Annotated in this window: 15 protein-coding genes; 9 read left to right on the top strand and 6 right to left on the bottom strand. The window is 64.5% G+C overall.

Annotated features, from left to right (window positions below; translation table 11 throughout):
• Position 1: 1 nt before the first annotated feature.
• Positions 2-3,043, bottom strand: coding sequence for a PAS domain S-box protein (locus NP_RS00225; RefSeq protein ID WP_049939374.1), 3,042 nt, complete (start codon positions 3,041-3,043; stop codon positions 2-4).
• Positions 3,044-3,239: 196 nt separating this feature from the next.
• Here NP_RS00225 and NP_RS14290 point away from each other — a divergent pair, with 196 nt between their 5' ends.
• The 4 genes from NP_RS14290 to hisH all read left to right on the top strand — a co-directional run bounded on the left by NP_RS14290 (position 3,240) and on the right by hisH (position 5,354).
• Complete coding sequence (locus NP_RS14290; RefSeq protein WP_011321774.1) at positions 3,240-3,416, top strand: DUF5786 family protein; 177 nt, start codon at positions 3,240-3,242, stop codon at positions 3,414-3,416.
• Complete coding sequence (locus NP_RS00220) at positions 3,413-4,033, top strand: endonuclease dU (protein WP_011321773.1); 621 nt, start codon at positions 3,413-3,415, stop codon at positions 4,031-4,033. The genes NP_RS14290 and NP_RS00220 overlap by 4 nt, the downstream gene beginning before the upstream one ends.
• On the top strand, positions 4,030-4,614 hold the full coding sequence (locus tag NP_RS00215) for a uracil-DNA glycosylase (RefSeq protein ID WP_011321772.1): 585 nt from the start codon (positions 4,030-4,032) through the stop codon (positions 4,612-4,614). The genes NP_RS00220 and NP_RS00215 overlap by 4 nt, the downstream gene beginning before the upstream one ends.
• A 92-nt stretch (positions 4,615-4,706) precedes the next feature.
• Positions 4,707-5,354, top strand: coding sequence for an imidazole glycerol phosphate synthase subunit HisH (gene hisH / locus NP_RS00210; RefSeq protein ID WP_011321771.1), 648 nt, complete (start codon positions 4,707-4,709; stop codon positions 5,352-5,354).
• Here the strand turns inward: hisH and NP_RS00205 are convergent.
• Positions 5,351-5,638 carry a hypothetical protein gene (locus NP_RS00205; RefSeq protein ID WP_011321770.1) on the bottom strand — a complete coding sequence of 96 codons (288 nt, stop codon included), beginning with the start codon at positions 5,636-5,638 and terminating at the stop codon, positions 5,351-5,353. The two genes, hisH and NP_RS00205, sit on opposite strands and share 4 nt — an antisense overlap.
• Before the next feature lie 42 nt (positions 5,639-5,680).
• Positions 5,681-6,133, bottom strand: coding sequence for an HTH-type transcriptional regulator Lrp (gene lrp, locus NP_RS00200; RefSeq protein ID WP_011321769.1), 453 nt, complete (start codon positions 6,131-6,133; stop codon positions 5,681-5,683).
• 127 nt (positions 6,134-6,260) lie between these two features.
• Between lrp and glnA the strand changes: the two genes are divergently transcribed.
• Positions 6,261-7,631 (top strand): type I glutamate--ammonia ligase, encoded by a 1,371-nt coding sequence (gene glnA / locus NP_RS00195; RefSeq protein ID WP_011321768.1) that lies wholly within the window; start codon positions 6,261-6,263, stop codon positions 7,629-7,631.
• 37 nt (positions 7,632-7,668) lie between these two features.
• Here the strand turns inward: glnA and ribB are convergent, their stop codons facing one another.
• The 3 genes from ribB to twy1 form a co-directional block, all read right to left on the bottom strand.
• A complete protein-coding gene (gene ribB, locus NP_RS00190; protein ID WP_011321767.1) occupies positions 7,669-8,394 on the bottom strand; it encodes a 3,4-dihydroxy-2-butanone-4-phosphate synthase in 726 nt (241 codons plus the stop codon).
• Positions 8,381-9,079: a DUF120 domain-containing protein gene (locus NP_RS00185; RefSeq protein ID WP_011321766.1), complete on the bottom strand. Its 699-nt coding sequence runs from the start codon at positions 9,077-9,079 to the stop codon at positions 8,381-8,383. Before NP_RS00185 ends, ribB begins: the two co-directional genes overlap by 14 nt.
• Positions 9,080-9,215: 136 nt before the next feature.
• Positions 9,216-10,190 (bottom strand): 4-demethylwyosine synthase TYW1, encoded by a 975-nt coding sequence (twy1, locus tag NP_RS00180; RefSeq protein WP_011321765.1) that lies wholly within the window; start codon positions 10,188-10,190, stop codon positions 9,216-9,218.
• A 221-nt stretch (positions 10,191-10,411) separates the two neighbouring features.
• On the opposite strand from twy1, the gene NP_RS00175 reads away from it, so the two are divergent.
• From NP_RS00175 to NP_RS00160, 4 genes are all read left to right on the top strand, one after another.
• The gene (locus tag NP_RS00175) at positions 10,412-10,867 is read left to right on the top strand and encodes an HTH domain-containing protein (RefSeq protein ID WP_049939372.1); all 456 of its coding nucleotides are present in this window, start codon (positions 10,412-10,414) and stop codon (positions 10,865-10,867) included.
• Between the two features lie 75 nt (positions 10,868-10,942).
• Positions 10,943-12,685 carry an arginine--tRNA ligase gene (gene argS, locus NP_RS00170; protein WP_011321763.1) on the top strand — a complete coding sequence of 581 codons (1,743 nt, stop codon included), beginning with the start codon at positions 10,943-10,945 and terminating at the stop codon, positions 12,683-12,685.
• 49 nt (positions 12,686-12,734) lie between these two features.
• A complete protein-coding gene (locus NP_RS00165; RefSeq protein WP_011321762.1) occupies positions 12,735-13,649 on the top strand; it encodes an ABC transporter substrate-binding protein in 915 nt (304 codons plus the stop codon).
• Positions 13,646-14,059 carry a desampylase gene (locus NP_RS00160; protein ID WP_011321761.1) on the top strand — a complete coding sequence of 138 codons (414 nt, stop codon included), beginning with the start codon at positions 13,646-13,648 and terminating at the stop codon, positions 14,057-14,059. The genes NP_RS00165 and NP_RS00160 overlap by 4 nt, the downstream gene beginning before the upstream one ends.
• The last annotated feature ends 62 nt before the right edge of the window (positions 14,060-14,121 follow it).

Genomic DNA, 14,121 nt, shown 5'->3' with positions numbered 1-14,121 from the left:
TTCAGGTTGGCGGCTCGTCGGCTGTCGGCTCGGCCCGCACGTCCGTCTCCACCGTCGCCTGCTGTAGCCGCAGCGTCACCTCCGTCCCGTCCTCGCAGTCACCGAAGACGAACTCGCCGCCGATGCCGTCGACAATCCAGCGGGCGACCCACAGCCCGAGCCCCATACTGTGGTCGAGCTGGGTAATCTCCCGTTCGCCGCTGATGACCGCCTGCTCGCGTTCGGGGATACCGGGGCCGTCGTCCCGGACGGTGATGTCGAACCACTCGTCGCCGACTGCCTCCAGCTCGACATCGACGGTCGGTTCGCCCGGATGATGCTCGACGGCGTTTTCGACGAGGTTGTCGACGGCCGTCTTCAGGAGTTCGTCGGCGACGACCGGCACCGTCGAGTCGGCAGCAACCGATATCGACGCTGTGGGATACTCGTCGCGGTACCACTCGGCGATGTCGTCGACGAGCCGTTCGGGGTCGACCGGTACCCGCCGCCGCTCGACATCCAGCGCCTGCTGGATGCGCTTTACCTGCTCGCCGAGCTTCGAAACCTCGTTGGCCTGCCGGTATATTTGCTCGGCGTAGCCGCGGTGTTCCACTCCGTCAAGTTCGTCCCGCAACATATCCGCATAGCCGACGATGGCGGTCATCTCGTTGCGGAGGTTGTGTCGCAGTACTCTGTGAAGAACACGGAGCCGGCGCTCCTGTTCGAGCCGTTCGGTGATGTCCGTGTAGATGCCGAACCCGCGGGTCGTCGACTCGACTTCGTAGGCCACGCCGCGGAAGAGGAACGTTCGCTGGCCGTCGGCCGTCTCCCGTCTGACCTCGGCGGTGTGGCGATCGACCGAAAGCGCGTCGTCGTTGAGCTGTTTGGTCCCTTCCTCATGACCCGGCGGAACGATGTGCTCATCGAGCGGGTCGCCGCGAAGCTGTTCGGCATCGACGCCGAACGTCTCCTCGAAAGCGGCGTTTGCGTCCCTGACGACCGGCTCTCCTTCGACGAACTCGGTGTCGACGACGGCATCGGGCAGTTGGTTGAACAGGTGCTGAAAGCGGTCGCGCTCGTCTTCGAGTTCGGCCCGTGTCTGGGCCAGCTCCGTCCGGTCACGGACCACGCCGACGAGCCCGTCGAACTCGCTGTTCGATGAGAGCAGCGAGTACTCTATCTCGACCGGAACGGTCTCGCCGTCGGCCGCCGGGAGCGTCGTTTCGATAACGACGGGTCCCTCCTCGCCGTTCCGGAGCCGTTCGTAGGCTTCGAAGCCGAGCTCGACCGTCTCGTCGTCAGCGAGCGCTGTCAGCTCAGACCCGACGAGTTCCTCGCGGTCGTAGCCGAATCGGTCGGCAAGCGGCTGGGTAACGAGGTCTATTTGTGTGCCCTCGCTGACGACAAACACCATCTGTTCGACGGTCTCGTGGATGGCCTTGTAGCGCCGGAGCTGCCGTTCGCGGTCGGTTCGCTCAAGCGCTGACTCGACGTTCGACGCCAGCAGCGACAGCAGCCGCCGGTCGGTCTCGCCGGTCGCCGACCCACAGCCGACGACGATGACGCCGTGTTTGCCAAGCGGGGCCGCCAACGACTCGTCGCCCGGAAGACACGAGCTGTCCCCGTCGACGAGCGCACCGCGCTCATAGGCCTGTCCCGCCACCCCCTCGCCGATAGCGACGGTCCCGCAATCAGGGTTGGAACAGCCTTCGGCAGCGTCGATAGCGAGGCCATCCCCATCCGGAACGCGGACGATACTTCGGTCGAAGCCCGGAATCTGCGTTGCAGCCTCGGCTGCGATATCGGTGATGCCGCCGGCTGATTCGGAGGCATGGAGCTTCTCGCCCGCGGATAGCAGCTCCCCGACCGACTGTTCGTACCGTTTTCGCCCGCTGATATCCTTGAAATACACCGTCAGCCCGTCGTCGTCCGGGTAGACGCTCATCTCCAGCCACAGCCCGAGCGATTCGGGACGGACTTCGAACGTGGTCGCTTCCCCTGTCGACAGCGCCCGCTCGTATTGTCCCCGAAGCTCTGTGACAAGCTCTTCCGGCAGTACTGACCACAGGGACTTACCGAGCCACTCGTCGGCGTCGCCGTCCAGCAGTGCCTCCGCTCGCGGGTTGATGTATGTCAGTTCCCAGTCGTCGTCGACGGCGAAGAATCCGTCACCAACCCGCTTGAGGACGTTCTCGGTTCGTTCTTGGGCTTGTTGGAGCTCTACTGTTCGATGGTCGCGTTCGACCTCGTGGCCGAGCCACTCCGCGAGGAGCCGCACGAACGTCCGCTCACTTTGTGTGAACGGCTCACGGGCCTCCGTGTCGGCGAACCACAGCGTCCCGTAGGAGCGGTCCCCGACGTGTACCTCGACGCCGATGTAGCAACCGAACGAGCGGTAGTTCGGTGCCATACCGTCCGTCCAGACATCGCTTTCAATGTCGCGGAGAGCGCGTACACCCCTTGTACGAACCGTCTGCCGGCAGAACGTCGACTCGAGCGGCGCTGATGTTCCTGGCGTAACGCCGTCCGGGTCGCCGTCGGCGGCGACGACGGTACATGTGCCGTCGTCGACTTCCGAGAGGAAGCCGAACGACACCCCGAGCCGTTCCCGACCGGCTTTCAGTATCCGTCGCACCTTTTCGGACGACGACAGCGTTGCATCGCCTGCGGCGGTCGTCAACTGCTGGAGCGCCCGCTCTTCGCGCTCGCCGTCGGCGTCGAGTGCGGTTATGCCCGCAGCGTCGGCGATGCGGTCGGCGAGCGTCTCCGCCCCGAGCGCCCGGTCTGTTACGTACTCCGTGACTCCGTATCGCGTCGCCTCGGCGGCGATTGTCGGGTCAGCGGTCCGGTCGTACAGCACTGTCGGCACGGACCGTTCCTGTAACCGGGCCAGCGCCTCGAGCCCGCCGCCCGGTTCTTCGAGGAGCACGCAGTCGGCGTAGGGGGCGTACTCGTCGACGGACCCACGGCCGACGCGCTCGATGCGGATTCCACCGCCGGATTCCATCGGCGGCTGGTGACCGACGTACGCGACGGTGGCCGTCGGCTCGCCCCCATCGCTCACGCCGTGACCACTCTGGCTGGCATTCTACAGGTTTTAGGACAACTCCCCACATAACACTACTGCCGGTTTCATTCGCTTGAGTCCGCAATACAACGGAAGAATAATTTCCCACGACGGCATCGGGATAGCCAACGATTCGGCATCTGTGCAGGCGGCGTATCATTTACACTGCTGGAGCGAATAGTCACAAACGACCATGGGGTTCGGAAGCTACGACGAATCCGAACAGGAAAACCAGCAACTCGATACTGACGACATCGAGGACGGCGGCCAGTCGACGCTGCCGACCCACGACGGCGAAGTCGAATTCGAGTACGACGACGCCTCGAGCGAAGACCTGTTGGAGACCTACGAGCGGCTGCAGGGCGAGTGAAGCCCGGCCGTCGGGCCGTCGGCATCGCAGAGTCGTTCCGCGGCACCGACGATGGAACCACAGAGAGTACGCTGGCCGGCGCTGTCGTCCGTGCCGACCGGACTGTAGACGACTTCGTTTTCGGGACCTGTACCGTCGGTGGGTCCGACGGGACCGGTGCCGTCGCTGACCTCTGGGAGCGGCTTGACCGCCCCGATGTCCAGTATGTTTTCCTCGCGGGCGTCGCGCTGGCGTGGTATAACGTCGTCGACCTCCAGGTACTTGCCGACCGTATCGACCGTCCGGTCGTCGCTGTCTCCTTCGAAGCAAGCGACGGGCTCGAATCGGCCATCGAGGACGCGTTCGACGGCGACGCCCGAGACGACCGATTGGCGACGTACCGGTCGCTGCCGCCGCGCCGGCGGCTTCAGGCCGACCCACCGCTTTTCGCCCGGAGTGTCGGCCTCGGTGCCGACGAAACCGACCGCGTGGTCGACGCCTACACACACGAGCGGCGGCCGGACCCGTTGCGGGTCGCAAAGCGACTGGCAGGACGCGCCGACGACGCCCGACGCGGCGGGCGACTGCCGGCCGAATCCGGCGGGGTTAACACCGATGGCGACGACCGTCGGGTATGACAGACGACGTCGACGTGACCGACTGTCGACGCTGCTCGGAGCTGTGTGCCTCCCGGAGCCGCATCGTCAACGGCGTCGGTCCGACCGATGCCGACCTACTGTTTGTCGGCGAAGCCCCCGGCGAGACGGAAGACGAGGTGGGCGAGCCGTTCGTCGGCCGCTCCGGGGACGTCCTTGACGAGGGGCTTCGGGACCGCGGCCTCTCGCGGCGGGATATCCGCATCACAAACTGTGTCCGCTGCCGGCCGCCGGACAACCGTGACCCGACCGCCGAGGAGCGGAGCAACTGCCGGCCGTACCTCGACGCCGAAATCGCGGCTGTCGACCCCGATGTCGTCGTCGCTCTCGGAAAAGTTCCCGCCGAGCATCTGCTGGACCGGTCTGTCGCCGTCACGGAGGCTGCGGGTGCTATCTATGACGCCCGCATTGACGGCACCGCCCGGCGCGTCCTCGTCTGTGTCCATCCAGCGGCGACGCTGTATGACCCAAGCCAGCGAGAGCAGTTCGACGCCGCGCTCGATGCGGCTGTCGGGTTTCTTGACGACAGCGCCGGCGGCCAGTCGCGACTCGGCGAGTTCTGACGGCACTGGCCGGTCCGTTCGGCATCGTAGCATACGTCGCCAACACCGCCGGGATGGAAACCCACTTTGCCCACGGCCTGTCAAGAAGGCGTATGGACACTACTGACCGGACTGCGGAGGTTGTTCTCGTCGACTACGGGCTCGGGAACCTCCGGAGTGTCACCCGCGGGCTCGAACGCGCGGGTGCCGAGGTGACGCTCTCGGCGGACCCCGACGACTTCTCGGCCGCCGACGGTATCGTGCTTCCGGGCGTCGGCGCGTTCAGCGAGGGGATGGAAAACGCCGGCCCGTTCCGGGAGGCGCTGGTTGCGGCCGCTGCTGACGGCCAGCCGCTCTTCGGCATCTGTCTCGGGATGCAGATGCTGCTTACCTCAAGCGAAGAAGCCGAGACCGTCGGACAGGGCGATGTTCGCGGACTCGACCTCGTCCCCGGGCGTAACGTCCGCTTCGACGAGGGACAGAAGGTCCCGCACATGGGTTGGAACGAACTCAACGTGGCCCGTGACCATCCGATTGTCGAGGGCATCGACGGCGAGTACGCCTACTTCGTCCACTCCTACTACGCTGCGCCGGATGACGACGCCGCTGTCGTCGCAACGACCGACTACAGCGTCGAGTTTCCCGCCATCGTCGCCAACGAGGCGGGTAACGTCTTCGGCACGCAGTTCCACCCCGAGAAGTCCGGCGAGACGGGGCTACAGATTCTCCAGAACTTCGTTGACTACTGCCTAGAGCGCTAACCGAGCGCAAGCGCGACGACGAACGCCGCCGCTGCGAGCAGGACGAGCCCACCCCCACCGCGTACGATTCGAATCCAGCGGTCGGGGACCTCCTCGTCGCCGTCCTCGAACGCGTCCGGGTTGCTTCTGATGTAGCTCGACAGGGAGACAAAGACGAATCCGAGCGCGCCGAACATAATCGCAAACGGCGTGCTCCCGGCGACGACGTTGCCGACAGCGACGACGAACAGGAAGAGGCCGAACATCGTCGAGACGGTCGCGTTGAACTCCACGCGGCTTGCCATACACCTCTCTTGGTCGCCGAGTGTCAAGAAACTGCCCGCCGCTCAGTAGTCGAGTTCGAACTGCTCGTTTTCTGCGACGGTGTTGAGGACGACGCTGGTGTTCGACTCCTTGATCTCCGGGTCAACGAGTAGTTCCTTGATCTGTTCGTTCATGTGGTCCGTATCGGTGAACTTCCCGACGGCGATGATGTCGTGGTCGCCGGTGACTTCGTAGACGGAGACCATATGCTTGTGCTCTCTGAGGTCGTCGGTGATGTCCGGTAGCGAACTTCCCTCGACTTTCATCTGGATGATGGCAGTCACGTCGTAACCGAGTTTGCCGTAGTTGACGACCGGAGTATACCCCTCGATGATGCCGTCGTCTTCGAGGTCCGAGATGTGGTTCGACACCGTCGTCACCGACACGTCGAGGTCCTCGCCGAGCGACCGCAGGGAGGCTCGACCGTCTTCCAGCAGCGCGTTCACCAACTTCTTGTCGAGATTTTCGTACGTCATTACACCCGCCTACTCACTGGGGGGATTAGAAGTTTACGAATATTCACTTCTCTATAGTAACGGGGGAGATTTGCGCAGAGCAGCAACGCTTTAATGAGGGGACGCATCGGAACAGACGACAAGAAAGATGACGAACGATAACGTCGCCGCAGACGGTGGGCTTACCAAAGAGGCACAGGCAGTCGTAGACGAAATCGAAGAAAAGAACGTCGACTTCCTTCGACTCCAATTTACCGACATCATCGGGACGGTCAAGAACGTCTCCGTTCCGGCCGACCAGGCGGAGAAGGCGTTCACCGAGGGCATCTACTTCGACGGGTCCTCTATCGAGGGCTTTGTCCGCATTCAGGAGTCCGACATGCGGCTCATCCCGGACCCGGAAACGTTCGCCATTCTCCCGTGGCGGAAACGCGAGGACGGCGCATCCGCCCGACTCATCTGTGATGTCTACAACACTTCGACCGGCGAGCCGTTCGAGGGTGACCCGCGGTACGTCCTCAAGCGCGCCATCGACCGCGCCGAGGAGATGGGCTACTCCATCAACTTCGCGCCCGAGCCGGAGTTCTTCCTCTTTGAGGAAGACGATGAGGGTCGCGCGACCACGGAAACCGCCGACCACGGCGGGTATTTCGACCTCGCGCCGAAGGACCTCGCGTCCGATGTCCGCCGCGACATCATCTACGGGCTCGAATCGATGGACTTCGAAATCGAAGCCTCTCACCACGAGGTCGCCCGCGGTCAGCACGAAATCAACTTCGAGTACGACGACGCGCTGACGACGGCCGACAACGTCGCTACCTTCCGTACTGTCGTCCGTGCCATCGCCGCTCAGCACGACCTGCATGCGACGTTCATGCCCAAGCCGATTCCGCGTATCAACGGGTCGGGCATGCACACGCACATGTCGCTGTTCGAGGACGGCGAAAACGCCTTCCACGACGAGGACGACGAGTTCAGCCTCTCGGGGACCGCGCGCTCGTACCTCGCCGGCATTCTCGAGCACGCGCCGGCGATTACGGCGGTTGCGAACCCGACGGTCAACAGCTACAAGCGGCTGGTGCCGGGCTATGAGGCCCCCGTCTACGTCGCGTGGTCGGACCGCAACCGCTCGGCGCTGGTTCGCAAGCCGGCCGCCCGGATTCCGGCGGCCTCGCGCATTGAACTGCGCTCGCCGGACCCGTCGTGTAACCCATACCTCGCCTTCGCGGCGATGATTCACGCCGGTCTCGACGGTATCGAAAACGACCTCGATTGCCCCGACCCGGTCCGGGACAACATCTACGAGTTCGACGAGGACACGCGCGACGAATACGGCATCGAGACGCTGCCGAGCAACCTCGGCGAGGCTGTCGATGCCCTCGAAGCCGACGAGGTCGTCCTCGATGCCCTCGGCGAGCACATCAGCGAGAAGTTCGTCGAAGCAAAGACACAGGAGTTCGAGGAGTACCTCGTCGACGTCTCCGAGTGGGAACTCGACCGCTACCTCGAAACCTTCTAAACCGAATAGAACTGCCTTTCAGACGCTCTTTTTTGGCTTACCCAAGCCGAGAGACGATGTCGCTGCCTTCGACGTAGGGGAAGCCGTTGCGGTCCGCGTAGGCTCTCGCGGCCGTTGGCGACAACGCCTCACCGGTTTCGTCGTCGAGCATTTCACAGACGACCACTGCCGGTGCGACGCCTGCCGCCTCCGCAAGCGCCAACCCGAGTTCGGTGTGGCCCTCCCGGTCGTCGAGCAGGTCCGGCGCGCCACGGAGGAGGTGGACGTGGCCGGGCGCGCGGAACCGCTCGGCGAACGCCTCTGCGTCGGGCGCGATGGCTCCGGTTGCGTCTTCCCCGGCGACGGTCCGTGCGCGCCGGATGTCGTCGGCCGCTGCGCCGAGTTCGGCGATGGTGAGCGCGCGGTCGCTGTCGGTGATGCCGGTGAAGGTGTCGCGGTGGTTGACTGTCAGCGAGAACGACGACCGCTCGTCGTAGTCGAGCTCGTGGGACGCACCGGCCGGGTGGTCGACAAGCGTTTGCCTGAACGGCAGTTCCCACGCCGTGCAGACGGCATCCGAGAGCGCGACACAGATGAGGCCGCCGGCGTCGTTGCGCATCCGGGCGACATCGGCCGGCGCAACCGCGCCCGCGGGGTAGACAAGGTCGACTTCGCCCTCGCGGTCGGCGGCGTCGTGTACCAGGACGGGCTGGCCGGCAGCGAACGCTGACACCGCCGCGTCGACGCCGCGGTCGGCCGTCGCGGTGTCGCTACTCCGAGACATGGATGCTAAGGGTGTCACCGTCGTCGAGCGAGAGCGTCTCACGGAGCTTTTCCGGGGCGATAATCTCCAGTTGGTCGTCGCCGTGGTGTGTCCGTTCCGGAGCGATGACGTGGGCGGTTCCGTAGCGGTCACCGTCGGCCGTCTCCAGCACGGCAGGCCAGCAGAACGCTGGTCCGTACGTGCGCTCGTCGTCCTCCCAGCCATCGATTTTGACGGGGTCGAGCGCGTCCATCCGCGCCCGCGTTCGGACGCTTCCGTCGTCGAGGTCGACGTTCAGCGTCCCCGGAAACGGCTCGTAGCCGAGCCGCTCGCGGAACTGCCGCATATAACCGGACAGGGAGATGTAGTGTCTCCCCTCGCCCATCCCGCTGGTGACGACGCCCGAAAGCGTCACGTCGGCGTCGCCTTCGAAGAGCCGGCGGTAGTCGGCGTACTCTCGCTGTAGCGCCCGCTCGCCCGCTTCGGTGACAGCGATACGCTGGCCCTCGCCGGTCATATCCCGTTCGACAAGCGCTGCGGCTTCCAGCCGCTGGAGCCTGCGGGAGGCGGTCTGGTTCGATGCGTCGAGCCGGTCGGCGAGGTCGGCACACGTGACTGTCACGCGGCCATCGAGAGCCCCGTCGAGTGCGACGAGCTTCAGCGTCGATAGCTCGTCGGCTCCGACCCGCTCGGTTGTCTGTGACATACCGTCGACTACGTGTCTCACTGTCTTAACCGTAACGAATGTGGTATGGATAACAGAAACGGAAAACGGGTTCCAGTGGAAACTGTACTTCGGATTTTGCCTCGGGAACGTAAAACGCTGTCGTCAACGGCTGTTTTCAGTCACTCTTTGCGTACGTCCCGTCGGTCCAGAACTCGGAGCCGCCCTTTAGTTCCGGCACCCACGTGTCTTCATCACGGGCCAACAGCGCAACGCGGGAGGCCTCGATATCCCGGAGAACGGGGAACTCCGACAGGAACGACTGTATCGACTCGGTGAACTCGACGACCGCCTCGTGGTCGGGCATCACTTCCCGGTCCAGCCGGTCTCGGGAGTTACCGACGTGCATGAACGCCTTTAGCTCGACGAAGTCGGCGTCGGCACGGTCGACCATCGCCGCATACCACGCCGGGTTGGTCATGTTGTAGCCGTTCAGCAGCGTCGTCCGCAAGACGGTGCGAGTCTCGTCTTTCGCCGCGAGGACATCGAGCGTCTCGATGAGGCGGTCCCACGCGTCGTCTTCGACGGCCTTGACGACCTCGCCGAACGTCTTGCGGTCGGGGGCGTCGACGCTGACATACAGCTGTGTCGGGTCACACTCGGCCAGCACTTCCGGCCGAGTACCGTTCGAGACGAGAAACGTCGTGATGTCCCGGTCGTGGAACGCTTCGATGAGTTCCGGCAGGTACGGGTACAGCGTCGGCTCGCCGTCAAGCGAGATAGCGACGTGTCTCGGCTCCATCGCCTCTTCGAAGACATCCCGTGGGACCTCGTCGTTGCCGCCAAAGCCCGAGAGCAGTTTCCGCTGGAGTTCGATGGACGCGTCGGCGACTGCCTCGGGGTCGTCCCACTCGACATCGCCGAGTTCGTAGGCGTGGCCGGCGTGGTCCCGCCAACAGAACACACACCGCTCGTTGCACTTGACGACCGGCGTCATCTGGATACAGCGATGCGATTGGATGCCGTAGAAGTGGTTCTTGTAACATCGCCCCTCGCCGCGCAGAGCGTTTGCCGTCCAGCCGCAGGTCTGGGCGGCGGTGTGGTTTTCGCTGTGGTAGTCCGGGTCCCCAACCTGCTTCGGCATACCCGGCATTTGCTGTCGCCCTCCCTAAAGGCCGCGGTTCGGCTGAATGGCTCCGCGAGTCCCCGAGTGTTCCGTTTGTCCATCTCGGCCGTCCTGTTTGTTCATGTTTTCAAATACTGGCCCCGCTCGAGCCCGGTTCTACCATGCAGTATATATCCGTTAATAGTGTTTCATTACCATATAGGTGGGTCGCAGAAAACCTTTTATTTGTCTACACGTCACGTTCGAGTATGCTTCGGGGGCTAGACTTCAGGGGAACTGGCGACAAAGCTGAACAGCTCATAATCAAGGTTGCGGACAGAGAGCCGGTCTCGGGCGAGATAACGCTCTACCTCGACGAAGCGGCCGACGGCGATGCCGAGCGCCGTCAGCAGCAGTTGCGTGACGGCTTCAGGCAGCTTCGTGCGGCGGGCGTGCTCGAAGACATCTCCGTTCGGACCTGGCAGGAGAGCGATGTCGCGTCCTGCTACGAGGAGTTCGTCGACGCGGTCGGTAAAGAGGAACTCACACCGCACTTCCGGTCGCTTGCGGGCGGTAACGCCATCGATGTCCCGTGTGCCGCCGTGGCCATCCGCCGAGACGGCGACCTCGCGGGACTGTACCCGCGTTCGGACGGCGACGACGAGCAAACGCCGGTCGACTGCCTGCAGGCGCTGTGTGCCGGCGATGCCGTCGACCCGCTCTGAGTCTGTCGCGTTTTTCTGCTGTCGTGCTCCGGTCGCTTCGGAAACCCCTTTAGTTGCCGCCCGAGAACGACGGGTATGTTCATCGAACTCCGCCGAGAGGTCGAGACGGCGCTCTCGGAGGCCCTCGACGCCTGCGGCTATCCGACCGACGACCTCGGTATCGAGGAACCGCCCGAGGATGTCGACGCCGTCTTTGCCTCCAGCGTCGCATTTCGGCTTGCGTCTGCGGCCGAGGCACCGCCGCCGGCTGTCGCGGGAGAACTCGCAGCCGAACTCGACGCCGCCGGCCGGGAATACGTCGGCCGTATCGAACAGCAGGGGCCGTATCTCAACTTCTTCCCGAGCGAGGCGTATTTCGAGGAAGCGCTCGAAGCTGGCCAAAGCGAGCGGTTCGGCGAACTCGACTCGAAAGACACCTCCGTTGTCGTCGAGCACACCTCGGCCAACCCGACGGGGCCGGTCCACGTCGGCCGTGCGCGGAACCCGATCATCGGCGATGCCGTTGCGAACCTGCTTTCGTATGCCGGCTATGATGTCGACCGCCACTACTACGTCAATGACGCCGGCCGGCAGATGGCCGTCTTCACGTGGGCTTACGAGACGTTCGACGAGTCCGACCTCCCGGAGCCGGCCCGCGACCGCGCCGAGTACCGCATGGTCCGGTACTATCGCAAGGGCAACGAATATCTAGAAAACGCCGACCCCGACGCCGTCGAGGCCGCCGAAGCGGAGATACAGGACATTCTGCAGGGGCTGGAAGACGGTGATGAAGCGACCTACGAGCGCGTCGGCGAGGTCGTCGACACCGTTCTCGACGGCATGAAGGCGTGTCTCGCGCGCCTGCCGGCGGAGTTCGACGAGTTTGTCAAGGAGACGCAGTTCATGCGCGATGGCTCGACCGACGATGTCGTCGACCGGCTGCAAGCCCTCGATGGCGCTGTCTACGAGGACGACGCCTGGCAACTGGCGTTTGCGGACATCGATAAGAACCTCGTGTTCTTGCGGGCTGACGGCACCTCCCTGTACACCACCCGCGACATCGCCCACCACGAATGGAAGTTCGACACCTACGACCGCGCGGTGACCGTCCTCGGTGAGGACCACAAACTGCAGGCCAGCCAACTCCGGGAGACGCTGTCGCTTCTCGGCAACGATGTCGACCAGCTCGACAACGTCATCTACTCGTATGTCAACCTTCCTGAGGGCAAGATGTCGACCCGCCGCGGGACAGGCGTTCAGCTCGATGACCTGCTCGATGAGGCCATCGACCGCGCCCGCGAGGAGGTCGAGACCCGCCTTGGTGACCGACTTCGCGATGACGACCTCGACGAAGCGGACGTCGAACGCATCGCCGAGCAGGTCGGTATCGGCGCGGTCCGCTACGACATCGTCGCCAAGCAGCCGAGCAAGGCGATTACCTTCGAGTGGGACCGGGCGCTTGACTTCGAAGCACAATCGGCACCGTACGTCCAGTACGTGCACGCGCGTTGCTGCGGTATCCTCGATGAAGCCGACGGGCTCGACCCCGAGGCCACTATCGCGCCGCTCGACACTGACGCCGAACGCGACCTGCTCCGGACGGTCGCCCGCCTTCCGGGTGTCATCGAGTCGGCGGCCGACGACCACCAACCGCACAAGATAGCCACGTACACCCGGCGGCTGGCCGACCGGTTCAACACGTTCTATCGGGAGTGTCCGGTCACGACCGCAGACGACGCCGAGGTCCGGCGTGCGCGGCTGGCGCTGGTTGCGGCGGCCCGCCATGCGATGGCTAACGCCCTTGATATCCTCGGCGTCGAGGCCCCCGAGTCGATGTAACCACCGTCGGCAGGTTGATACTGCCGCCGGCCCAACGTCCGCATAGACTGTGCCCCCCACCGTCGTCTCGCTTCTCCCGTCGGCGACCGAGATTGTCGCCGCCCTCGGCGTCGACCCCGCAGCCACTTCCCACGAGTGTGACTACCCGCCGTCGGTCGCCGATACCCCGACCGTCGTCGAATCCCGTATCGACGCCGACGCCGACAGCGAGACGATAGACGAACAGGTCCACGAAGCCGAAACCGACGGCGGCGTCTACGCCATCGACCGGGAGACGCTCGCGGCCGTCGACCCCGATATCGTCATCTCACAGGGTATCTGTGAGGTCTGTGCGGTCGATACCGTACAGGTCGAGGCCGCGATTGCGGACCTCGGACTCGACTGCCGGCTGGTGACGACCGACCCCCACAGTGTCGACGACATTCTGGGGGATATCGAACGCATCGGCGCGGCGCTCGGGAAGGACCGACGGGCAAACCGCCTTGCGGCGGCGCTCGAATCCCGGATGGACCGCGTCGCCGACCGCACGGCCGGTCGCTCACGCCGGCCGACCGTCGCCGTCCTCGATTGGCTCTCGCCGCCGATGGTCGCCGGCCACTGGGTTCCAGAACTCGTCGAACGGGCCGGCGGCGAGTACGGGCTTGCCGACCCCGGCGACGCCTCGATGCCCCGCGAGTGGGCGACGATACGCGAGTACGACCCGGACGTACTCGTCGCCGCCCCCTGTGGGTTCGACCTCGAACAGACCGCCGACAACCGGACAGACCTCACCGAACGCCCCGGCTGGAACGACCTCCGAGCGGTCCGCAACGGCCGTGTCTACGCGATGGACGGCCACCATCTAACAAACCGCCCTGGAATCCGCGTGTTGGAGACGCTGGAGACGCTTGCGGCGCTGTGTGCGCCGACAGAACGCGACAGCCCAGCCCCGTGGATGGCCCGTCCGTTGGCTGCCGACGGATGACGCTGCGACTACCCGCGGCGGTCCGGGACGCCATTGTCGCCCACGCCCGCGCTGGCACACCGGAGGAGGTCGTCGGCGCTCTTGCCGGCCACCACGGGGAAGATTGCTCGACTGTCGAACGAGCCTACCGCGCCCGCAACGCCGCCGAACGGCCGAGAACGCGCTACGAAATCGCGCCCACACAGGAGTTGTCGTTGCTCGACAGCATCGACACCGCCGGCCTCGATGTCGTCGGGTTCTATCACTCTCATCCGGACGGACCCGGCGAGCCAAGCCGGACGGACGCCGAACTCGCGGCGTGGCCGGGATACTCGTATCTCATCGTCTCTCTTGCCGGCGAAGAGCCAGTGGTCGGCTGCTGGCGGTGGACTGGGGAGACATTCCGCTCAGAGGATACACAAGTATTGTGAACACCACACACTCATGCGGTGATAGAGAACTACATATTAAATATATGCATTAGAGAGCTACT

The organism is Natronomonas pharaonis DSM 2160 (assembly GCF_000026045.1).
Classification (GTDB): Archaea; Halobacteriota; Halobacteria; order Halobacteriales; family Haloarculaceae; genus Natronomonas; species Natronomonas pharaonis.
The sequence above is the reverse complement of the archived record's forward strand: the minus strand, read 5'-3'. Positions and strand labels throughout refer to the sequence as shown.

What these genes read in the sequence shown, in the direction of transcription:
- lrp (WP_011321769.1), bottom strand. Translation starts at nt 6,133, where the DNA reads ATGACGTACGAAAATCTCGACAAGAAGTTGGTGAACGCGCTGCTGGAA.
- glnA (WP_011321768.1), top strand. Translation starts at nt 6,261, where the DNA reads ATGACGAACGATAACGTCGCCGCAGACGGTGGGCTTACCAAAGAGGCA.
- ribB (WP_011321767.1), bottom strand. Translation starts at nt 8,394, where the DNA reads ATGTCTCGGAGTAGCGACACCGCGACGGCCGACCGCGGCGTCGACGCG.
- NP_RS00175 (WP_049939372.1), top strand. Translation starts at nt 10,412, where the DNA reads ATGCTTCGGGGGCTAGACTTCAGGGGAACTGGCGACAAAGCTGAACAG.
- twy1 (WP_011321765.1), bottom strand. Translation starts at nt 10,190, where the DNA reads ATGCCGGGTATGCCGAAGCAGGTTGGGGACCCGGACTACCACAGCGAA.
- NP_RS00160 (WP_011321761.1), top strand. Translation starts at nt 13,646, where the DNA reads ATGACGCTGCGACTACCCGCGGCGGTCCGGGACGCCATTGTCGCCCAC.
- NP_RS14290 (WP_011321774.1), top strand. Translation starts at nt 3,240, where the DNA reads ATGGGGTTCGGAAGCTACGACGAATCCGAACAGGAAAACCAGCAACTC.
- NP_RS00185 (WP_011321766.1), bottom strand. Translation starts at nt 9,079, where the DNA reads ATGTCACAGACAACCGAGCGGGTCGGAGCCGACGAGCTATCGACGCTG.
- NP_RS00205 (WP_011321770.1), bottom strand. Translation starts at nt 5,638, where the DNA reads ATGGCAAGCCGCGTGGAGTTCAACGCGACCGTCTCGACGATGTTCGGC.
- argS (WP_011321763.1), top strand. Translation starts at nt 10,943, where the DNA reads ATGTTCATCGAACTCCGCCGAGAGGTCGAGACGGCGCTCTCGGAGGCC.
- hisH (WP_011321771.1), top strand. Translation starts at nt 4,707, where the DNA reads ATGGACACTACTGACCGGACTGCGGAGGTTGTTCTCGTCGACTACGGG.
- NP_RS00215 (WP_011321772.1), top strand. Translation starts at nt 4,030, where the DNA reads ATGACAGACGACGTCGACGTGACCGACTGTCGACGCTGCTCGGAGCTG.